At 32.6% G+C, this 21,126-nt stretch carries 20 protein-coding genes and 1 riboswitch; of the genes, 12 read left to right on the top strand and 8 right to left on the bottom strand.

Annotated elements, in window-relative coordinates:
- Nucleotides 1–280: 280 nt before the first annotated feature.
- Complete coding sequence (locus LQ686_RS08730) at nucleotides 281–1,774, bottom strand: CoA transferase (RefSeq protein ID WP_233695058.1); 1,494 nt, start codon at nucleotides 1,772–1,774, stop codon at nucleotides 281–283.
- 126 nt (nucleotides 1,775–1,900) lie between these two features.
- Between LQ686_RS08730 and LQ686_RS08725 the strand changes: the two genes are divergently transcribed.
- A complete protein-coding gene (locus LQ686_RS08725) occupies nucleotides 1,901–2,491 on the top strand; it encodes a TetR/AcrR family transcriptional regulator (RefSeq protein WP_103361792.1) in 591 nt (196 codons plus the stop codon).
- 25 nt (nucleotides 2,492–2,516) lie between these two features.
- On the opposite strand, the gene LQ686_RS08720 is transcribed toward LQ686_RS08725, so the two are convergent.
- The 3 genes from LQ686_RS08720 to LQ686_RS08710 form a co-directional block, all read right to left on the bottom strand.
- The gene (locus tag LQ686_RS08720) at nucleotides 2,517–3,836 is read right to left on the bottom strand and encodes an Nramp family divalent metal transporter (RefSeq protein WP_107590788.1); all 1,320 of its coding nucleotides are present in this window, start codon (nucleotides 3,834–3,836) and stop codon (nucleotides 2,517–2,519) included.
- Between the two features lie 130 nt (nucleotides 3,837–3,966).
- Entirely contained in the window at nucleotides 3,967–5,235 is a 1,269-nt protein-coding gene (locus LQ686_RS08715; RefSeq protein ID WP_107590789.1) for a pyruvate MFS transporter, read from the bottom strand.
- Between the two features lie 200 nt (nucleotides 5,236–5,435).
- Nucleotides 5,436–6,251, bottom strand: a complete 816-nt coding sequence (locus LQ686_RS08710) for a MetQ/NlpA family ABC transporter substrate-binding protein (protein ID WP_037590472.1) — start codon at nucleotides 6,249–6,251, stop codon at nucleotides 5,436–5,438.
- Between the two features lie 81 nt (nucleotides 6,252–6,332).
- A riboswitch (SAM riboswitch) is annotated at nucleotides 6,333–6,438 on the bottom strand.
- Between the two features lie 367 nt (nucleotides 6,439–6,805).
- Here LQ686_RS08710 and isaB point away from each other — a divergent pair.
- Nucleotides 6,806–7,312 carry an immunodominant staphylococcal antigen IsaB family protein gene (gene isaB / locus LQ686_RS08705; RefSeq protein WP_239733278.1) on the top strand — a complete coding sequence of 169 codons (507 nt, stop codon included), beginning with the start codon at nucleotides 6,806–6,808 and terminating at the stop codon, nucleotides 7,310–7,312.
- A gap of 70 nt (nucleotides 7,313–7,382) precedes the next feature.
- On the opposite strand, the gene LQ686_RS08700 is transcribed toward isaB, so the two are convergent.
- Complete coding sequence (locus LQ686_RS08700; protein ID WP_107590791.1) at nucleotides 7,383–8,093, bottom strand: MerR family transcriptional regulator; 711 nt, start codon at nucleotides 8,091–8,093, stop codon at nucleotides 7,383–7,385.
- A gap of 288 nt (nucleotides 8,094–8,381) precedes the next feature.
- Between LQ686_RS08700 and LQ686_RS08695 the strand changes: the two genes are divergently transcribed.
- The 8 genes from LQ686_RS08695 (at nucleotide 8,382) to LQ686_RS08660 (ending at nucleotide 16,826) form a co-directional block, all read left to right on the top strand.
- The gene (locus LQ686_RS08695) at nucleotides 8,382–10,010 is read left to right on the top strand and encodes an APC family permease (protein WP_119475230.1); all 1,629 of its coding nucleotides are present in this window, start codon (nucleotides 8,382–8,384) and stop codon (nucleotides 10,008–10,010) included.
- A gap of 347 nt (nucleotides 10,011–10,357) precedes the next feature.
- Nucleotides 10,358–12,343, top strand: coding sequence for a BglG family transcription antiterminator (locus tag LQ686_RS08690; RefSeq protein WP_239454534.1), 1,986 nt, complete (start codon nucleotides 10,358–10,360; stop codon nucleotides 12,341–12,343).
- A gap of 19 nt (nucleotides 12,344–12,362) precedes the next feature.
- A complete protein-coding gene (locus LQ686_RS08685; RefSeq protein ID WP_037590476.1) occupies nucleotides 12,363–12,830 on the top strand; it encodes a PTS sugar transporter subunit IIA in 468 nt (155 codons plus the stop codon).
- A 57-nt stretch (nucleotides 12,831–12,887) separates the two neighbouring features.
- Nucleotides 12,888–13,166 carry a PTS sugar transporter subunit IIB gene (locus tag LQ686_RS08680; RefSeq protein ID WP_037590477.1) on the top strand — a complete coding sequence of 93 codons (279 nt, stop codon included), beginning with the start codon at nucleotides 12,888–12,890 and terminating at the stop codon, nucleotides 13,164–13,166.
- A gap of 84 nt (nucleotides 13,167–13,250) precedes the next feature.
- Complete coding sequence (locus tag LQ686_RS08675; protein ID WP_025906970.1) at nucleotides 13,251–14,510, top strand: PTS galactitol transporter subunit IIC; 1,260 nt, start codon at nucleotides 13,251–13,253, stop codon at nucleotides 14,508–14,510.
- Between the two features lie 20 nt (nucleotides 14,511–14,530).
- Nucleotides 14,531–15,562 (top strand): zinc-binding dehydrogenase, encoded by a 1,032-nt coding sequence (locus tag LQ686_RS08670; RefSeq protein ID WP_103361799.1) that lies wholly within the window; start codon nucleotides 14,531–14,533, stop codon nucleotides 15,560–15,562.
- A 41-nt stretch (nucleotides 15,563–15,603) separates the two neighbouring features.
- Nucleotides 15,604–15,762, top strand: a complete 159-nt coding sequence (locus LQ686_RS08665; protein WP_088592136.1) for a hypothetical protein — start codon at nucleotides 15,604–15,606, stop codon at nucleotides 15,760–15,762.
- A 26-nt stretch (nucleotides 15,763–15,788) separates the two neighbouring features.
- Nucleotides 15,789–16,826 (top strand): galactitol-1-phosphate 5-dehydrogenase, encoded by a 1,038-nt coding sequence (locus LQ686_RS08660; protein ID WP_103361800.1) that lies wholly within the window; start codon nucleotides 15,789–15,791, stop codon nucleotides 16,824–16,826.
- Nucleotides 16,827–17,055: 229 nt separating this feature from the next.
- Here the strand turns inward: LQ686_RS08660 and LQ686_RS08655 are convergent, their stop codons facing one another.
- Together LQ686_RS08655 and LQ686_RS08650 are read right to left on the bottom strand one after the other, a co-directional pair.
- Nucleotides 17,056–17,934, bottom strand: coding sequence for a nuclease-related domain-containing protein (locus LQ686_RS08655; protein WP_239733277.1), 879 nt, complete (start codon nucleotides 17,932–17,934; stop codon nucleotides 17,056–17,058).
- 104 nt (nucleotides 17,935–18,038) lie between these two features.
- Nucleotides 18,039–18,545, bottom strand: coding sequence for a P-loop NTPase family protein (locus tag LQ686_RS08650; protein WP_119651021.1), 507 nt, complete (start codon nucleotides 18,543–18,545; stop codon nucleotides 18,039–18,041).
- A gap of 117 nt (nucleotides 18,546–18,662) precedes the next feature.
- On the opposite strand from LQ686_RS08650, the gene LQ686_RS08645 reads away from it, so the two are divergent.
- The gene (locus LQ686_RS08645; protein ID WP_119651022.1) at nucleotides 18,663–19,247 is read left to right on the top strand and encodes a LysE family translocator; all 585 of its coding nucleotides are present in this window, start codon (nucleotides 18,663–18,665) and stop codon (nucleotides 19,245–19,247) included.
- A 53-nt stretch (nucleotides 19,248–19,300) separates the two neighbouring features.
- On the opposite strand, the gene LQ686_RS08640 is transcribed toward LQ686_RS08645, so the two are convergent.
- On the bottom strand, nucleotides 19,301–20,077 hold the full coding sequence (locus LQ686_RS08640) for a MurR/RpiR family transcriptional regulator (RefSeq protein WP_233670771.1): 777 nt from the start codon (nucleotides 20,075–20,077) through the stop codon (nucleotides 19,301–19,303).
- Nucleotides 20,078–20,189: 112 nt separating this feature from the next.
- On the opposite strand from LQ686_RS08640, the gene pfkB reads away from it, so the two are divergent.
- Complete coding sequence (pfkB, locus tag LQ686_RS08635; protein ID WP_119651024.1) at nucleotides 20,190–21,125, top strand: 1-phosphofructokinase; 936 nt, start codon at nucleotides 20,190–20,192, stop codon at nucleotides 21,123–21,125.
- Nucleotide 21,126 lies beyond the last annotated feature (1 nt).

Here is a 21,126-nt window from a genome sequence, read left to right as displayed (position 1 = left end):
ATATAGTAAGCGATAGCGCGCTAGATTATATAAAAAATAAACTGTGAAGTAGAGTCGTACGTTCTCTACTTACACAGTTTATTTTACACTCTCTTTTTGTGTGATTATGTTGAGCTAACTTCCATTATTCTGAATTCTGGTAATTAGAACTCTCTAACTATCATTATTCCGAATTGTGGTAGTTAGAACGCTGTAACTTCCATTATTTCGAATTCTGGTAATTAGGTGGGCGCTCACTTAGAGACACTTCTCCGAATTCTGTCCCTAACAGCACCACTTTCTACTTCCATGCTGGTTTATCTGATCCTCTGACCATCAATACTGTATCGTAGTGTCCTGGTGTTTCACTCATTTCTACTTGATCTGTTACACCTACATATGTTCCAAGTGGTGTTTCTGCTTCAAATTGTTCTGGTGCTACGGCACGGTGTTCTTCATTACTATTTGCTACTTCTTGTGCATATGCTTTATCAAATATACCTAAAGACATTAAATACGCAGACACTTTACTTAATGATACAGATACACTATAACTACCGCCTTCTACTGTTCGTCTTTCTAATGCTTTAATTGTACCGAGTTCTAACAACCATGAAATAACATAATCATTTACAACAACAATCGGTGGCAATGCAGGTTGTTCATCTGTTCCTTCTAAACTCATGACACCTGTGACACTTCCTGCCGTCTGATCAAATCCATTTCTATCTGACCATGGTCCAGCATGTCCATGTAAATTAACAGACGCATGTATGATACCTGGTTTCTTCTCTGCTAATGCTTCAGCTGTCACATTATATTTTTCCATAAATCCATGTCTTTTATTGATGAAGAATATATCTGCATCACTTAATAATTCATCAAATTTATCTCTATGTGACTGTTGATTTGTAATATCTAAATAAGTTGAACGCATTCCTACATTAGAAGTTAAATACATTGTTTCTACTTCTAACTCAGTTGGTCGCCAAACATTGAGTACGTCTGCTCCGTGTAATGCTAAACCTCTACCGAGTCCTGCTCCTGCTATAACATGTCCCATTCCTAATGCTCTTATACCACTTAATGGTTGTTCTGGGTTCTCAGTGAATGGTATCGGTTCAGATTCTCCTATTTTCTTAATTTCAATGAGTTCTGTTTCTGCAATATATTTAAACTGTTCTTCTTCAACAAACTCTTCAACAGAGCGCACGAGCGGCATAACGATACCTTTTTTAGAACCCGCTTCTTCTAATTCTTTACCATTCCACTGTTTTATCGCTTTAGTAACCGCTTCTTTCGTTCCACGACAATCTAATAAATCCAATACATGTTCTTTAGCATTTGGATAAGGGTTTAATGGCATTACCCATCTATTATCTTTCGTTTCATAAAAATTAAATCTAAATGGTGTATGTGGATCTTCTTGACCTTTTGCAGGAAATCCATTTAATGTTTCCCATTTTCGTTCGTAAAAAGGTGATAATCTTTTTAATGCTTTTCTAATATCGACATGAATGTCTTGTCCTTTACCGCCTCGAACTTGCCATAAATGCGCTAAAGCAACTGATTTAGCCGCCAAACCTAACCCTGCTAATCCAGCAATTCGTAATGTACTTGGTAACACTGGATCTTTACCATAGAATGTAACGTTACCACCACTATCTGCAGTCGTATAACCAACTGAATTAAGAATTTCTTCTAAAGCTGCATTTAAATCAAAGTGGTCGTCAGTTACTCTATTCTGTTTATTATTTAACAACGTTTCTTTCAACATTTCGGCATCTTGTTTCAATTTGTTCTCCTCCAATATTTTTCATATTATTATTATAAAAATGTTCGACTTTAAAAAACAATGTGTGTAAAATGAGAGAAGCAACACATTTTCTAATTATGTTGCATTCATAAGAAGGTGAACAGTTTGGACAAGAAACAAAAACAATCCAGAAACAAAATTCAGAATGCATTATTAACATGTTTAAATACAACGAGCATTCAATCCATAACAGTTAAAAAGTTATGTGAAGAAGCTGAAATCAATCGTTCAACATTTTATAGACATTATCCATCAATTGAAGTATTAATGTCTCATACGATATCAAGTTACTTTCAACTACTATTCGGTGAGCCTTATAAATTTTATTTAAAACATCATAGCATTAGCGAATCACAATTCTATATCGCTAATAATATCTTTAGCCATATATCCCATAACGCGTATTTCTATCAAACGATGTTCAAACACTATCCTAATTTCTATATTTTACTTAAAAATCATATTCATCAAAGATATATTATCTTTTTTGAAGATACTGGCGTTCAAAATGACATGATATTAGATAAAGACATTGTCGCTGAATACGTTGCGTCAGCATATGCAGGCATGATACAAGGTTGGGTCATTAGAGCATTAGACACACCACCTGATGAAATGGCACAAAGATTAATCACACTTAATTCGACAGGTCCTATCAAATTATTAATAGACGCAGAAAAAAAGCCAAGGCAATAAAATCATTGCCTTGGCTTTAAATGAACTACATAAATTCTGATATTGTTTCTACAATTAAATAGATATTTAGCACACTTAGAACAACTGCGAGTATCCAAGATATAATATTAACCCATCTTTTATTGACGAATTGTTTACCCATGATGTTTGGATTACTTGTTGCCATAATTAATGGAATAATACTATATGGTAAAGCTAAACTTAAAAATACTTGTGTGAAAATTAATAAATCTTCTATTTTTGTATCGCTTGATCCGTATAACCATAAACAAAGAAATACTGGTATAACTGCGATAACTCTTGTAATGATTCTACGTACCCATGGTTTAAGTTTAATTTTCAAGAAACCTTCCATAACAATTTGTCCTGATAATGTACCAGTTATTGTAGAATTTTGTCCTGAAGCTAATAATGCTATAGCAAACAGTGTACTCATAACAGCGCCACCTATTGCACCGCCTACATGAGAGTGGCTTAAAGCATCATATAAATCAAAGAATCTTCCTAAAGCTTCATGACTACCAAAGAATAATGCTGCGCCTAATACTAATAATAAACAGTTAATAATAAACGCAATTGTTAATTGAATATTAGAATCGATTGTTGCATATTTAATCGCACTTTTTTTACCTTTATCTGTTCTTTCATAATTTCTAGACTGAACGATTGATGAATGTAAATATAAGTTATGTGGCATAATCGTTGCACCAATAATACCTAACGCAATATATAAAGCGCCTTTATTCGTAACAATTTCAGAACTTGGTAAAAATCCTGCCATTAACGAACTAGCATCCGGTGAAGAAAGATACACTTCAAACATAAAGATAATAAGAACTGTAAATATAAGCACACCGACAATTGCTTCTATTTTTCTAAATCCGAGTTTAATAATTAAAAGTAAAAGTAAAACATCTAATACTGTGATCGTTACCCCTAAAGTCAATGGAATGTTAAATAGTAAATTTAAAGCAATCGCACTACCAATTACTTCAGCAATATCAGTTGCCATAATAGCTAATTCAGCTAAAATCCAAGCAAATACACCTAAAGATTTATTAGTCATATGCTCCGTAACTTGTGCTAAATCCATCCCACTTGCTATACCTAATCTTGCACACATGCTTTGTAACAGCATAGCAGATAAACTAGATATTAAAATCACAAATAATAATATATAACCGTACTGAGCCCCACCAGACATAGAAGTAATCCAGTTACCCGGATCCATATATCCGACTGCTACAAGCAAGCCAGGACCTAAATACATTAGGAACTTTCTAAAAGCATTTGCTTCAGCATCAAAAGAGACCGTACTATTAATTTCTTCTAAACTTTTGCCCATGTCTAACACCTCTATATCAAGAGGATATACCTATTTATTTAATTAGTAAACATTTTAATTAGGGCAACCTAAACTTTTTGTTATAAAAAAAGAATCCAAAGCACATAACATGCCTTAGACCCTTAAAATATTATACATTTTCTTCTTTTACTAAAGGATTGTCAGGTTTAATAAAGAACCACATGATGATTGCGAATGCTACTGGAACCATCATTAATTGTAGTGTCATTGTCCAACCAATTTTATCTGCTAATAAACCAGCTAAAATTGGACTTAATAATGCACCAATATTGCCCCATAAGTTCATCCAACCTGAAACTGTACCAGAGAAGTTACGTCCTAAATCTGTAGCAGTTGCCCAGCTCATACCCATTGATAAACCTACACCACCAAGACATAAAGATAACCAGAAAATATTCATATATAAATTATCTGTAGCTAACGCAAAGTATAGTGATATACAGAATACTACAAATCCAGAAATTGCGATTACACCACGTGCAACAAATTTAGATTTACCTGTAGATAAAATCTTATCTGAAATTGTACCACCTAGCATAATCAATATAAACATTGCTAACCAAGGAGCACCAGCGATAAAGCCCATTTGTTTAAATTCTACATGATATTCTTCGTGAATATAAGTTGGTAACCAAATTAAGAATAATGTGATGACAAATTGTACAACGAAATATTGTGCTGCAATTGCATAGAAACTGAAACGTTTGAAGAATACATTCCAAGGTGCAGTTGTTTTACCTGTATCTACAACGTCACGTGTTTCCATAATAAATCTTTTTTCTGCTTCATTAACCATTTTATGTTGTTCTGGTAAATCTTTAGCGATAATCACCCATAAGATCGCAATTACAATACCGATTAAACCGAAAATATAGAATACTGCTTGCCAACCAAACGCGTTCATAATTGCGATTGTAACGATTGGTGCGATTACTGGACCGAAGTATGAACCTGCTAATAATGCAGAAGATGCACGACCTTTTTCATTCTTATTAAACCAGTAACTATTAAATACAGCATTTGATGGGTACATAGGCGCTTCACCTACACCAAATAAGAAACGTACTAAGTATAGTAAACCATGATTTTTCACAATACCTGTAAGAATTGTGAAAGCACTCCACCATAATAATGCGATTGTTAACATTTTCTTAGGACCAAACTTTTCAGCTAATATCCCTGAAGGTACTTGCATTAATGCATAACCAAGTGAGAAGAATGAAGCTAAAAGCCCGAATTGAGCTTTGTTCATATTTAAATCTTCCATCATAGGTCCGGCGATAATAGAGATGTTTGAACGATCCATATATGCGATAATCCCTATAATAAAGAATGCAATTGCAAAAAACCATCTTATATTAGTTCTTTTTTCTTTCATAAATATCCAACTTTCTTAATTAATTTCCCTTCTAATTCATGTGGTCATATGATGACTCTATTTATTAATAAGTTGAATATAGCACAAACAGGAAACGCTTACAACATAAATTTTAAAGATTTATAATATTATTTAATTGTGAATAAATACACAAATATATAATATTAAAACCCAGACATATGCCTGGGTTCATTGTATTATTACTTTTCATATGGGATAACATTATCGCCATATTCATCTTTAATATATTTCTTCATTTCTTTAGACTGTAGTACTTTCAGAAGTTCTTGGAATTTCTTATCATTTTTATGTCCTTCTTTTACAGCTAATATATTCGCAAATGGTGATGACTTATCTTCAATAGCTATCGAATCTTTCACTGGATTCAGTCCATTATCAATTGCATAGTTTGAATTCATAATGACTAAATCGCCTTCACCACTGTTATATGTCTTAGGTAAAAATTCTGCACCTTGTTTATTATTAAAGTTCAAATTCTTTTTATTTTCTATAATATCATCAAATTTGGCATCTTCAATTTTCACTTTTGGATCTATTTTGATCAATCCTTCATTAACAAAGAATGATAAAAATCTTCCTTCTTCAGCTGGGTTGTTAGACACGTATATTGTTGCGCCATCTGGTAAGTGTTTCAAATCTTTATGTTTTTTACTATAAACACCCATTGGCGTTGTGAAAACTTTTCCTACCTCTTCAATTTTATATCCATGTGTTGCTTTTTCAGCTTTTAAATAAGGCACATGTTGAAATAGATTTGCATCAACATCACCTTTATCTAATAATTTGTTAGGTACTTTATAATCATTCACTGTTTTAACTTCTAAGTCATAACCTTTTTCTTTCATTTTTTCTTTCGCATGTTCAACGACATCACCATGCGGAGCCGGAGAAGCAGCAACCGTAATCTTTGTATTTTCACTTCCACTAGACTTTCCACACGCAGCTAATAATAAAATAATACCGATAAAACTAACAAACTTTACGAATTTACTCATATGTATACACGCCTCTTTCCGATATAAAATTAAAAATAAAAAAACTTCCTCTAAAAAATTAGAGAAAGTTAGATAAACCTCCTCTCATCTTCAAAAGTTTAGACAAACTTTATGTGAATTAGCACCTTTCCAAATAGAAGGTTGCTGGGCTTCATAGGGCACATCCCTCAGCCACTCTTGATAAGAGTCTTTTATTATTTTTATTAATCCTATCATCGTACTCAAGATTAGTCAATTTAAAATTTTACACTGATGAATGAGTGGTATTGGATTGGATGGTGGTGATAATGGCAATAAGATATGTGAGTTGGTGGGATAATTTGGAATTTAGGAATATCTTGGATGAACTTGTGATTTTACTACTTCTTTAACTCACATGTTTCTCAATCTCGTGTGTTTACTCCACCTTTAACTAACATCTTGCCTCATTCTAAATAACAAACCCACCTTCTTCACGATTTGATTATCTTCTTTTATACCGGGTAGTGTAATATTACAAACTTTTTTGTCACTTAGCCAAAGGATTGTTATATCTATTAAAGGGAGTGGAGACATTGAAGAAAGTTTATCAGTTAATTGGTACGACTGCGTTATCGACGAGTTTATTACTTGGTGTGTCAGATGTCGAAAATTCTGATCAAGCTATTGCAGCAAATTCAGAGTCAGAAACAACACCTTGGTATAACTATGATGGCTACACATATAATAACCCGTCCTTTGTATTAGATTATGATTTTGTAGAAGCACTTTATGCAGATAATGTAACGATTAATGGTTACCAAACGGAATATGATGCTAAAACAGGCACTGGTGGTCATTCATCTAAAGTCTATGACACGACAATATTAAAAGACGACAATGGTAAAGTTGGTACAATCATGTTTGATGTTAAATCTGGTGTTGTTACAAAGTCTGAATTTAAAAAAGCACACGAAGCAACGATGCTAGTTGATGAAGGAGACCAATATTTAAAATATGGTACTTTAAATCAACATTACCTCGCCTCTTTTGATAAAGATGGTTATTTAGTTCATATGGAAATTGGTGTTATACCTCAATAATTGATAAATTCATATTAAAATAAGCGAGATAGAATTCTGATTCCACAGCGTTCTATCTCGCTCTTTTTCATTATTCATGTGTCTCGATACAAAAACTTTCTACATTACAATGAGGACATAATAGCTTTCTTGTTTGATACGTATGATTAGATTTGAACCATTCTGAGAAGATCGGTTTAAATTCATTTTGGCAATTTGGACATAAGTAACTTACAACAGCATAGTATTTTTTAACAGCAAATACTGCATACAATAGTACGAATGGATAAACGATGATAACTGGTTTCCATTTTTTCTGTGTTATCGCCATGGCAATGCTTGTATATTGACCAATGCCGACAATCATAGATACTAACATAAATTTGCTTCGGAATTTTTTCATTAGTTGATGCTTTTTAGATTTATTTTGTAAATTTAAGATATTAGATACTGGATATTCACTTTCTTCACTTATATTCTTTCTAATAAATTGAATTTGTCTCAGTTGGTCACTTTCGTTTCGAATATTTTCCTCTAGTTCAATGATTTTTTCACTTAACAGTACATTGAGTGTGTTGATAGACTCATTTGATTTCAACAATTCTTTAATTTCTTTCAAAGAAAAATTCATATCTTTCAAAATCAATACAATCTTTAATTGATTTAAATCCGCTTCTGTATATAATCTTCTATTATTCTCAGATGTTTCACTTGGGCTGACAATGCCTTTCTTATCGTAATACTGTACTGTCCGAACTGTTACATGACATCTCTTAGCTACTTCGCCTGTAGTCATTTTCATACTAACCACTCCTTGTATTATTGGTTTTTATACTTATATTCTATTTTATGACGTAGCGTCACAAGCAACTTAAAAATACTAATTAATTTACTTTATAGCCGGTCAGACTGCCGGAACTCTAAAAACCTTTCATTCCTATAAAACTGGTGTGTACAGCGATTTGAAAACGCTCGATATTTACAACGGAATTTGACTATTAATTTTATAAGCGTATAATATTGTCCCGTGCTTTAAATTTAACAATAAAAACAAACAAAAATTGATTAAAAAATTAGAATGGGAGATTGGATGAGTAATCATAACGAAAACAAAAAAATTAACTTGACCCAACTCGTACTATTAGGACTTGGTTCTTTAATCGGTTCTGGATGGTTATTTGGGGCATGGGAAGCATCATCAATTGCAGGTCCTGCCGCAATTATATCTTGGGTAATAGGCTTTATTGTTATAGGATCGATAGCTTATAACTATATTGAAATTGGAACAATGTTCCCACAATCTGGTGGTATGAGTAACTACGCGCAGTATACACATGGTTCACTGCTTGGTTTCATAGCATCATGGGCTAACTGGGTATCATTAGTAACGATTATCCCTATCGAGGCTGTATCAGCTGTTCAATACATCAGCTCTTGGCCATGGGATTGGGCTAAACCTACTAGCCAACTTATGCATGATGGTTCAATTAGTAATATTGGATTATTTGCAGTATTTATTATCATTATTATTTTCTCATTATTAAATTATTGGTCAGTTAAACTATTAACATCATTTACAAGTTTAATATCATTCTTTAAATTAGGAGTGCCACTTGTAACGATTATTATGTTAATTATTTCTGGATTTGATACAGGAAACTATGGTTCATCAATAGGAGAATTTATGCCGTATGGTAGTGCACCAATATTTGCTGCTACTACAGCGTCTGGTATTATATTCTCATTTAATGCATTCCAAACAATTATTAATATGGGATCTGAAATTCAAAATCCTGAAAAGAATATATATAAAGGTATATTAATTTCACTTTCTTTAAGTGCTGCATTATATATTATTTTACAAAGTACATTTATTACATCTATGCCAGCAGACATGCTTTCTGAAAGTGGTGGTTGGAGCGGTATTAATTTCGACTCACCATTTGCTAACTTAGCCATCATATTAGGATTAAACTGGTTAGCTATTCTATTATATTTAGAAGCCGTTGTATCACCATTTGGTACAGGTGTTTCATTCGTAGCGATTACTGGTCGTGTATTACGTGCAATGGAGAAAAATGGTCATATTCCTAAATTCTTAGGTTCTATGAACGAAAAATACAACATTCCACGTGTCGCAATTGTATTTAACGCTATTGTCAGTATGATCATGGTTTCATTATTTAGAGATTGGGCAGTATTAGCAAGTGTTATCTCTACAGCAACACTTGTTGCATATTTAACTGGTCCAACAACTGTTATTTCATTAAGAAAAATGGCACCGAATATGCATAGACCATTCCGTGCGAAAATGCTTGGCTTTATGGCGCCATTTTCATTCGTTGTTGCATCACTCGCAATATATTGGGCTATGTGGCCAACAACAGCACAAGTTATATTTATTATCATTTTAGGTTTACCAATTTACTTCTTCTATGAATATAAGACAAATTGGACAAATACTAAAAAACAAATTGGTGGTAGTATTTGGATCATCGCATACCTTATGATTCTTGCTTTCTTATCATTTATCGGAAGTAAAGAATTTAACGGACTTAATTGGATTCACTACCCATATGATTTCATCGTCATTGCAGTTGTTGCACTAGTATTCTATAAATTAGGTACAACAAGCTACTTTGAAGGTATTTATTTCAAACGCGCGAAGAAAATTAATAAAAAAATGAAAGAAAACTTACCAGATGAATCACAAGAATAATGATTAATTAAAAGCAATCGCTAATCGAGCGATTGCTTTTTTTATGTACTTATCCCCTTTTTACCCCTTTTCTTACTTAAGTTAAATCTACTATGTATTCAATTTTAATAATATTCATGCATTTCGAATTATTCGTTGTGTCTTACAAACGTTGTCATATCAGTATAATCACAAAGGTGTACACAAAAGTTAATAACATTTGTGATTAAAGCTTGTACAACTCTTTGATGACTTGTGTTAAATTATGACTAACAACAAAGGAGGTATTCAAAATACAAAAAGAAAACTTTAATATCATTTCAGAAATGATAAAAAATCCAAAAGTAAAAGGCAAAGACTTAGAATCAATGTTTAACATTTCACGAAGACAACTTGGGTACAGGATTCAAAAGTTAAATGACTGGTTTAAAGAACATGATTATCCGGAAATCGAACGAACTAGCCAAGGTTATTTTATCGTTGATGACACCATTAAAGATTTTCTTAATGTTCCAATTGAATCCACCTATCAAGAGAATGAGCAGGTATATACCGCATACCAACGTGCACACCTCATTTTATTGATGTTGTTTAGTGAAGAAGAAGGTCTTTCATTAAATCACTTCTCAATTGATTTAGAAGTCAGTAAAAATACGATTCTAAATGATATTAAGAAATTGAAAGAACTTTTACAACCATACGAAGTTAATCTGAAATATAGTCGTACAAATGGTTATTACTTAGCTGGTAGTGAATTTGAAATTCGAAGGCTTCTTATGAGGCTCATCGATAAAGTCTTTACAATGCATATTGCTCAGTCTGATATCGTCAAAAGTTTAAGTATTATTGATGAAAAAATTGAATTAATCAATAAACAAATCACTAAAATCGAACAATATTTAGACAGGAAATTCATTGATCAAAGTACACAAACATTACCTTATAAACTTTATTTAATTTTACGAAGAATTAAGCATGACAAAATTGTTTCATCATTTTCTATAGGATATGACGATTTATCGGATACGAAAGAATATCAAGCAACAGAAATTTTGACATCGAACTATCCAAATATTCCGAGACAAGAAAAGTTATTTATTACTTTACAGTTGTTGTCAACGAGTGTTCAGTGGTCAGATGTCAGTGATGTTCAACATATCCCAGAACTCAAAAAGGCACTTATAGACATGATTGTTCAATTTGAAAAAATTACTTTTATTAAATTTAAAGATCGAGATTCTTTGATTAACCAATTAATGCTTCATATGGAACCTGCTTTTTATAGAATTCGATATCAATTATCTGATGTAGAAGGTTTGGAAAATTCCTTAAAAGAAGATTATAAAGAACTCTTTCATCTCGTTAAATTATCTTCAAAACCTTTAGAGAAGTTCTTCGGGCAATCATTACCCGAAAATGAGATTGCTTATTTAACCATACTGATTGGTGGCAGTTTAAGAAGGCAAGATGAAGAAATTGAACAAAAAGTAAAAGCAGTCGTTGTTTGTACACAAGGTACATCCATTTCTCAGCTCATGTTACAAGAGTTGCGAAGTGTATTCCCTGAATTTATATTCCTTGATGCATTGTCATTACGTGATTTCAATCAGTATGAATTAGACTTTGATATCGTCTTTTCACCGATGCATATCATGACACCTAAAAAATTGTATATCACGAAAACGATATTAACTGCTCAAGAAAAACATGAACTACGACAACATGTATTCGGTCAATTAAATAATACGATGGAAACAGAAATACAAGTCGAAAAAATGATTTCGGCTATTAGAGAACATGCAACAATTCATAATGAATCTGAGCTTTTCAAAATCGTAAAAGCACAATTTGAAGATACGTATGCATATTCATCAGTTAAAGCATCGACATTATCTATTAATAGTACTTTGAACTTACAAGATTTATTACCAACCAATCTTATCAATTTTGTAGAGCGTGTAGCTGATATTGAAGAAGCCATTCAATTAACGGCTAATCCGTTAGTAAGAATGAAATATGTCGACCCGCTTTATATAGATAAGATGCATGCAGCATTTGATGATACGTATATGGTTATTAACCAAAATATCGCAATCCCTCATGCTGATGGTGATCAAGTCGTTCATAGAACTGCAATGAGTATGTTGATTCTTAAAGAGCCACTCAAGTTGAGTACTGGATTAAAAGTTCATATCTTCGTAGCAATCGCTGCTACAGATAAGTTCAAACATTTAAGACCACTACTACAACTGAGAGATATGTCTCAAGACGATGAAGCTATACAACAAATTGTTCAAACAGATTCAAAAATTGATGTATATAAAATCATTCAACACTTTTCAAAAATAGATTAAGTCAAAGGGGTTGCATAATATGCAAGATTTAAAGATCGATGCTTCTAACGTCATTCTAGATTTAGAAGCTAAGACGAATGTTGAAGCGTTGAGTAAGTTGTCAGATGTTATGTATCAAAATAATTATGTTAAAGACACTTACAAAGACGCAGTGATAGAAAGAGAAAAGTCATTTGCAACTGGTTTACCAACTGTATATTGCTCAGTGGCAATCCCACATACCGACATACAACACGTTCAGACGAGATCAATAGGTATTGCAGTACTAAAAGAAACCGTTCCATTTGTCATTATGGGAGAAATTGAAGAAACAACAGATGTGAAATTAATATTCATGTTAGCAATGGATAAAGAAGATGCTCAACTATCATTATTACAAAAACTAATGGGAATCTTCCAAAACGATCAATTACTTGAATTGATTGCCAATGCACAAGATAAACAAACAATTGTAGATGCAATAGATAAAGAATTAAGCGAAGTATAAAAAAATTAACAGGAAGAGTTCGATGTACACATCGACTCAAATTAGGAGGAAATTATTATGAAACAAGTATTAGTAGCATGTGGAGCAGGAATCGCAACGTCAACTGTGGTTAACAACGCAATTGAGGAAATGGCTAAAGAACACAACATTAAAGTAGATTTAAAACAAATAAAAATCTCTGAAGTTGGTGCATACGCTGATACAGCTGATTTATTAGTAACAACAGCAATGACACAAAAAGAATACAAATTCCCAGTTATTAACGCACGTAACTTCTTAACAGGAATTGGTGTTGAAGATACTAAGAAAGAAATTTTAGACGCTTTACAAAGTTAAACAAATTCAAAATTAAAAACTAGCATGAGGTTGGAATAAATCATATTTCATCCTCATTCTTCTAAAAAGAGGATGGTGTAGGGAATGAATGGTTTTGTAAATTTTATTCAAGCATTTCTTGATTTAGGTGCAACGGTAATTTTACCGATTGTCATATTCTTATTAGGGTTATTTTTCAGACAGAAAGTTGGCGCAGCATTTAGATCTGGTTTAACGATTGGTGTTGCCTTCGTAGGTATTTTCTTAGTAATTGATTTACTTGTTAACAATTTAGGACCAGCAGCACAAGCAATGGTTAAAAATTTAGGCGTAAGTTTAAATGTAATCGATGTAGGTTGGCCTGCTACATCATCAATTGCATGGGCATCTGTTATCGCTGCATTTATTATTCCTTTAGGTATTGTGATTAATGTCATCATGTTATTAACTAAAACAACTAAAACAATGAACGTTGATATTTGGAATTTCTGGCACTATACATTCTGTGGTGCAATGGTTTATGCCGTTTCAGGAAGCATTTGGCAATCATTAGTTGCAGCTGCATTATTCCAAATCGTCTGCTTAAAAGTAGCAGACTGGACTGCGCCAATGATGAGTAAATTCTATGATTTACCAGGTGTATCTATTGCAACTGGTAGTACGATTTCTTATGTACCTGGTATCTTCCTTGTTAAAGGTCTTCAAAAAGTGCCTGGTATTAACAAATTAAATGCTGACCCAGATACAATTCAAAAACGTTTCGGCGCTTTCGGTGAATCTATATTTGTTGGTTTAGTACTTGGTTTAGCAATCGGTTTATTAGCTGGCTACAACGCTGGTGACGTTATTAACTTAGGTATGTCAATGGCTGCTGTTATGGTCTTAATGCCTCGTATGGTTAAGATTCTTATGGAAGGTTTAATGCCTGTATCAGAATCAGCTCGTACATGGTTAAACAAACGCTTTGGAGATCGTGAAATTTATATCGGTTTAGATGCTGCGGTTGCATTAGGTCACCCAGCTGTTATCTCAACTGCTTTAATCTTAGTACCTGTAACTGTATTATTAGCTGTTATTTTACCAGGTAACCAAGTATTACCTTTTGGTGACTTAGCAACAATTCCATTTATCGTCGCATTTATCGTAGGTGCAGCACGAGGTAACATCATACATTCAGTTATCGTAGGTACAATTATGATTGCAATTTCACTATACATCGCAACAGATGTAGCACCTATCTTCACAAGCATGGCTGACGGTACTAATGTGAAAATGCCATCAGGATCTTCACAAATCTCAAGTCTTGACCAAGGTGGTAACATCTTAAACTATATTATCTTCAAGTTCTTTGCATTGTTCAACTAACATTAAGGGGATGACTTTAAATGAAAGCATTAGTAAAAACAGCACCTGGTTTTGGTAATTTAGAAATTTTAGATAAAGAATTTCCAGAACCAAATGAAAATGAGATAAAAATAAAAGTTCATTATGCCGGTATTTGTGGTACAGATGTCCACACTTATGAAGGTCATTACAATGTAAACTTCCCTGTAACACTTGGCCATGAATTTTCTGGAGAAATCGTTGAGCTTGGTGATAAAGTTGAAGGATTCGAAATTGGTGATCGTGTAACATCTGAAACAACATATTATATTTGTGGTGAATGTGAATACTGTCAATCTGGAGACTACAATTTATGTAATCATCGTAAAGGTTTAGGTACACAACAAAACGGTGGCTTCACACAATATCTTGTAGCAAGAGCAGCAAGTGTTCACAAGTTACCTGACAATGTTTCATATAAAGCCGCTTCAATGACTGAACCACTTGCTTGTGCACATCACGCAGTATCTAAAATTGAAATTAATCAAGGTGATACGGTTGTTGTTATGGGACCAGGTCCAATTGGCCTGCTCGTTGCACAAGTCGTTAAAAGTAAAGGTGGCAAAGTCGTTATAACTGGTTTAGATAACGATAAAGCGCGTTTAGCAAAAGCAGAAGAATTAAATTTAGATCATGTTGTGAATATTCAACATACAGACTTAAAAGAATATGTTAATAACATTACAGACGGATACGGTGCAGATGTTGTATTAGAATGTTCAGGCGCTGTACCTGCTGCTAAACAAGGTCTTGATCTATTACGCAAAAAAGGTCTATATGTTCAAGTTGGTATTTTTAAAGATCCCGAAATACCTTTTGATTTAGAAAAAATCGTTCAAAAAGAAATTAGAGTTGTTGGTAGTAGAAGTCAGAAACCTGCCGATTGGGAACCATCATTACAACTCATGAGTACTGGACAAGTAAATGCAGAAGCACTCGTTACTGCTGAGCTTGATATTACTGAATGGGAGGAAGGTTACAATCACATTAAAGGCGGCGAAGGTATTAAAGTATTACTTCGCCCTATCGAATAAACAAATAATCTTTTAAAAGATAAAAAAGGAGAATGTTGATTATGGTTGAACACATGTTAGATTTTATGCTTGGGCCAATGAGAGGTATTACGCAATTCTATATGGATAATTTACTCGTATGTAATAGTGCTGTCTTCTTAAGTTATTTCGGTTCTAAACTTTTCAAGAAGAAGAAAGTTACTTCTGAACAAACCTCATAATATAAATAGAGGGGAGGATATTACTTTTGAAAGCCTTAAATTTATATGGTATTGAAGATTTAAGATTTGAAGAAACAGCTGTACCAAAGATAGATGCACCGAATGATGTCATTATTAAAGTTAAAGCAACGGGTATCTGTGGATCAGATACCTCCCGCTACAAAAAGCTTGGACCTTACAAACAAGGTATGACGTTCGGACATGAATTTTCAGGAATTGTTGAGGAAGTTGGTAGTGACGTATCAGGGTTAAATGTCGGAGATGCTGTAACAGGATGCCCTGCTGTCGTATGCCACCAATGCCATTACTGTGAAAAAGGCGAATACTCACGTTGTGAAAATTTATATGTGATTGGATCATATGAACCTGGTTGTTTTGCAGAATATGTTAAACTCCCAGCAAGCAATGTACTTAAAGTACCAGACAATGTAGATTTAGATACTGCAGCAATGGTCGAACCTTCTGCAGTCGTTGCACATGGATTTTACAGAACACGTATGAAACCGGGTGCTACTGTAGCGGTCATGGGATGTGGAAGCATCGGGTTACTGGCCATTCAATGGTCGAAAATATTTGGAGCAGCTAAAATAATCGCAATAGATATTGATGACCATAAATTAGAAATCGCTAAGGAACTCGGCGCGGATTATACGCTTAATTCTAAAGAAACAGACTTAGATGAAGCTATAGCTGCAATACCTGAAAAAATTGATGTTGCTGTTGAATCAGCAGGATCACCGTTTACGATAGGACAAGTACTTACCTTACCAACTAAAGGTGGCGAAGTCTTACTATTAGGTATTCCATATTCAGATATCGAGATTCATCGTCAACATTTCGAAAAGATATTAAGAAATGAGCTTAATGTTATAGGTTCATGGAACGGTTTATCCGCCCCATTCCCAGGAGAAGAATGGGCAGCTACATTACATTATATGTCTACAGGAGAAATTGATGTAAAACCCATTATCTCCGATGTACTTCCTTTATCAAAAGGACCAGAAACATTTGATAACTTAGTAAACAGAAAGAAACAGTACGATAAAGTAATCTTCCACCCATAAATAAACATAACCATATATCAATAATACCTTAAGAAGGAACAGGGGCGCCATGTGCGCCCCTGTTTTTTGGTTGGGGATTGGGGGTTGAGGGATTGGAGCTGGTTCAGGGTGTTCTGGTTGGGCAAAATTGCAATGTTTGTTGGTTCTATGTTGCTAGTTGGGGCTGTCTTGCAATGTTCATCCCTCCAATATTGCTAGTCAGCCTCCTCTTGCAATGTTCACTGCTGTTTTATTGATTTTTATAGTATTTTTTTGGATTCTTATTTGTACTTCTAAAATATTTTTCACACACCCTTCTTATAGTATATTTATTCTCCACCTCACACCATTTTTGAGCTTCTGATAAAGTAAAAGGCTCCCTTTTACACAAATTAAGTTCTAATAAATTAAACAAATACACATTTTGTCTTATGTCTTTGAAATCACATAATCTACATTTCAGGTTTTTCTTTCGTTCTTCTACCTCAACTGTATTCAATCTTTTACATTTCGGGCATTTCAATCCTGGTCTTAAACTAGACATTGGGACTTTTTTAATATTGTTATAAAGATGTGAAAAGTCACTATGCTCTTGTTGAAACATATGTAAGATATTAGCATTTTCTATAGTATGATTATTTTTGAACATATATTTAAGTTTGTGTAATTCTGTTGGTAATAGGATATTGAATTGTTGAGGCATTGTACCTTTTAAAGTAAATTTGGGGTTTAAAAAAATAAGATAGGAATGTAAGGGTTTGTTGATATTCAAATGGGATATTAAATAATTTAATTCGTGATTGGCTCGTCGCAGTTGTTGAAAAGGTGTATAAAACATGTTTCCAAATTCGTTCATAAGCTGACCATCTTTAATCGTATAATCTCCGGAATAATGTTTAACCTCAAAGTGACATATAGCATCATCCGTTACAATTAAGAAATCAATTTGAACGCGATTTTTGTAGTTTATATGAAAATCATATAAATAATGAAGATCTGGATATTCATCAAGAATATCTTTAATGAAAAGTTCACCCTCCAGACCTTTAATATAGTTCCTCGTATCTTCATCAAGTTTATCTTGAATGATACGATTTTTGAGAGCCAGTAAGTATGTTTGACTGTTCATCGATGCACCTCCATAATTCTTTACAATTATTATAGAGAATGCGCAGGAAAAGATAAACTAAAATGTTAAAGTTCCTTATACTTAATTAATAAACCTATACAACATTAACTTTCCTGCAGTTTATCACAAAATAATTTAGTGTCATATTTAGACTTTAATATTACCCATTCATTTTGATTACTATATTTATCTTTTAAATCAAGTAATTTTTTATCATGATTGTCTTTAAAATTCCAAACAAATTTGATAAAACTCCAACTCATTCTTTTAGGGTTTCCCCCTTCAGATTTTCTATAAAAACTTTGAATAAACCTTTTAAAAACTCTAAATATACAAATTGTTCTACTATAAGTTAACCAGATAACAATGTCAGCTTTCTTCATTCTTAATTCCAAAGTACTGTTATAATTACCATCAATAATCCATTCATCTAATTGAGTAATATTTTTTAATATTTCTTCAAAAGTCTCACTATCTATTGTTTTGTTACTATTTTGCCATTTTATTTCATCTAAATGATATAAAGGAATTCCTAAGTTATTATGTAATTTATTTGATAATGTTGATTTACCTGAGCCCGGACATCCAATAACCATAATACGTTGTTTCATACTTCCACCTTCTTTTTATTAGATTTATACATTCTCATCCCCCACCATCAACCATTTACAATCCTTTCTTCTATCGATACAATACTCTCAATAGTTTAATTTGAAGGGGCGCTTTTTATGACTTTATTATCTATGACGATTTATGCGATTGTTTCTAGTTTCACGCCTGGACCAAATAACATTATGTCTTTATATTATTCTAAACAAACTGGTCTACGAGGTACAGTAAGATTCTGTATTGGCGTTGCGCTTGGCTTCTTTATATTACTACTCGTATCTAATTTCTTTAGTTCTGCTTTGTATCACCTATTCCCTAAAATACAATTATATATGAAGATTTTCGGGGCAATTTATTTACTTTATTTAGCATACAAAATTGGAACGAGTAAAGGTACGGATGCTCAATCGTTTAGTAATAGATACAATAATATTAAATTTGGTATGTTGTTACAGTTCGTAAATCCTAAAGGTGTGATTTATGCGTTAAGTGTTGTGGCAGCATTTATAACGCCAAACTTTGAACACTTCTCTATCCAAATCATCTTAATTACATATTTAGCACTCATAGGATTTCTATCCTCGTTCAGTTGGAGTGTCTTTGGTTCAATCTTTAAAAAGTTTATTAATCAACATGAATTAGCATTTAACCTCATAATGGCACTACTTCTCGTTTATACTGCCTTCTCCATCCTCTTCACATAAAAAATCCCCCCTAATCCATGATTAATGGTTTAGGGGGTTTTGTATTAACTATTTTAATCATTTCTTATTACATATGCATCCAAAAGTATTCTAGATAAAACTTGTAATGGTAAGCGTGACCTAACTTCATATTCAGGTAAATAATTTTTATCAGATTTAAATCCTAATAAAATTATATCGCATAGTTCGTATAGTCTACCTTCTTTATTTGTTGTTAAACAAATTGTTTTGACGTTTAAGTTTTTACAATATTCAGCAGCTTCCACAAGTTCTTCTGTTTCACCATTCAAAGAAATAAATATTACTAAATCATCTTTTGTAAATGTTTTTGATTTTATTCGAATTATGTTCGGATCATTATGCTCCTCAGTATATTTATTTAGTAGTTGCAATTTTATTGTCATTTCATTTGATATATGTTCTGAAAATCCTCTTGCAAATATAGTAACTTTTTTACTGTATTTAATCGCTGATATAGCATCCTCTATTATAGAAGATTGAATATATCTAATCGTCTTATCAACTTCTTCTTGATTTTTAATAATCGCAGTTTGAATTTGACTATCAATGTATTCTACTTGTTCCAACGACTTTGGATTGGTATTAGAAATCTCTGTTGCAATTTGAAACTTAAAATCCGTAAAACCACTGTAGTCTAGTTTTTTCATACATCTTACTATCGTTGAAGTAGATACATTAACATCTTCACTCAATTTAATAATAGAAAGATTTACCATATCAAGATAATTTTTTTCTATATAGTTTATTAAGTATTTATCACTATCACTTAACTTACTATAAAAATATTGTACACGTTGTTGAAAATTCATGTTAACCCTCCTTATGTAAATATTTTCACTTTATTTTTACTATATCATAGAAATTGTAAACATTTTCATTCTTACACATGCCATAATCATTATTAAGAAAGGATGTTTGCTTATGATATACACTTGTACATTAAACACAGCTATTGATATGTTCGTTCATATGAATGATTTTAAACCTGATTATGTAAATAGAAGTATTTATGACGAGTTTCAACCTAATGGAAAAGGAGTTAACATATCTGTAATTTTAAGTAAATTAGGTACTCCTAATATCGCAACAGGATTTGTAGGAGGATTTAGTGGGAAATTTGTCAAAGATGAATTAGAAAAAATGAAAATTCAAACAGATTTTATTGAAGTAGAAGGTAATACTAGAATTAATGTATTTCTTAAATCAAACCAAGGTGAATATAAAATTGTTAATTCGGGACCTACCATTAAGAAAAATGAGATAAATACACTATTATCCAAAATAAAAAATTTGAATAGTAATGATATTCTTTTTGTATCTGGAAGTCTTCCCAAAAGTATTGATGGTGAAATATTATTAACAATTGCAAAATTATCAAAATCAATAGGATTTAAATTAATTATTGATACCAGCCATCCTATTCTAAAAGAAATTATTAAATATAAACCGTTTTTAATCAAACCTAATGAAGAAGAGTTACAAAACCTTTTCCCTAACCATGATCTAAAATCTGATAAAGACATCGCATATGTATCCAATCTACTTATTAAAGAGGGGTGTCAAAATGTTTTAGTATCTGTTGGAGAAAATGGAGCATATTTTTTCAATAAATATTGTAGTTATCATTGTACTGCTCCTAAAGGTGAAGTTTTAAATACAGCTGGAGCTGGAGATACAATTTTAGCAACATTTTATCATACTTTTCAAGAAACTTTAGATGAAGCTACCGCTCTCAAAAAAGCTGTTGTTGCCGGTTCTTCTACGGCATTTAAATCAGGACTCACAGATTTTAGCGATACCAAAGAATTATTGAAAGAGATTCAAATTTCAACATTAAACGTTACTAAACAGGGGTGAT

This window comes from Mammaliicoccus sp. J-M41 (genome assembly GCF_022385935.1).
GTDB lineage: Bacteria > Bacillota > Bacilli > Staphylococcales > Staphylococcaceae > Mammaliicoccus > Mammaliicoccus sciuri_A.
The sequence above is the reverse complement of the archived record's forward strand: the minus strand, read 5'-3'. Positions and strand labels throughout refer to the sequence as shown.

Coding starts and splice junctions, on each gene's coding strand:
- LQ686_RS08720 (WP_107590788.1), bottom strand. CDS start 3,836: ATGGGCAAAAGTTTAGAAGAAATTAATAGTACGGTCTCTTTTGATGCT.
- LQ686_RS08715 (WP_107590789.1), bottom strand. CDS start 5,235: ATGAAAGAAAAAAGAACTAATATAAGATGGTTTTTTGCAATTGCATTC.
- LQ686_RS08665 (WP_088592136.1), top strand. CDS start 15,604: ATGGTTGAACACATGTTAGATTTTATGCTTGGGCCAATGAGAGGTATT.
- LQ686_RS08645 (WP_119651022.1), top strand. CDS start 18,663: ATGACTTTATTATCTATGACGATTTATGCGATTGTTTCTAGTTTCACG.
- LQ686_RS08640 (WP_233670771.1), bottom strand. CDS start 20,077: ATGAATTTTCAACAACGTGTACAATATTTTTATAGTAAGTTAAGTGAT.
- pfkB (WP_119651024.1), top strand. CDS start 20,190: ATGATATACACTTGTACATTAAACACAGCTATTGATATGTTCGTTCAT.
- LQ686_RS08680 (WP_037590477.1), top strand. CDS start 12,888: ATGAAACAAGTATTAGTAGCATGTGGAGCAGGAATCGCAACGTCAACT.
- LQ686_RS08685 (WP_037590476.1), top strand. CDS start 12,363: ATGCAAGATTTAAAGATCGATGCTTCTAACGTCATTCTAGATTTAGAA.
- LQ686_RS08655 (WP_239733277.1), bottom strand. CDS start 17,934: ATGAACAGTCAAACATACTTACTGGCTCTCAAAAATCGTATCATTCAA.
- LQ686_RS08700 (WP_107590791.1), bottom strand. CDS start 8,093: ATGAAAATGACTACAGGCGAAGTAGCTAAGAGATGTCATGTAACAGTT.
- LQ686_RS08650 (WP_119651021.1), bottom strand. CDS start 18,545: ATGAAACAACGTATTATGGTTATTGGATGTCCGGGCTCAGGTAAATCA.
- LQ686_RS08675 (WP_025906970.1), top strand. CDS start 13,251: ATGAATGGTTTTGTAAATTTTATTCAAGCATTTCTTGATTTAGGTGCA.
- LQ686_RS08690 (WP_239454534.1), top strand. CDS start 10,358: ATGTTTAACATTTCACGAAGACAACTTGGGTACAGGATTCAAAAGTTA.
- LQ686_RS08710 (WP_037590472.1), bottom strand. CDS start 6,251: ATGAGTAAATTCGTAAAGTTTGTTAGTTTTATCGGTATTATTTTATTA.
- LQ686_RS08670 (WP_103361799.1), top strand. CDS start 14,531: ATGAAAGCATTAGTAAAAACAGCACCTGGTTTTGGTAATTTAGAAATT.
- LQ686_RS08695 (WP_119475230.1), top strand. CDS start 8,382: ATGAGTAATCATAACGAAAACAAAAAAATTAACTTGACCCAACTCGTA.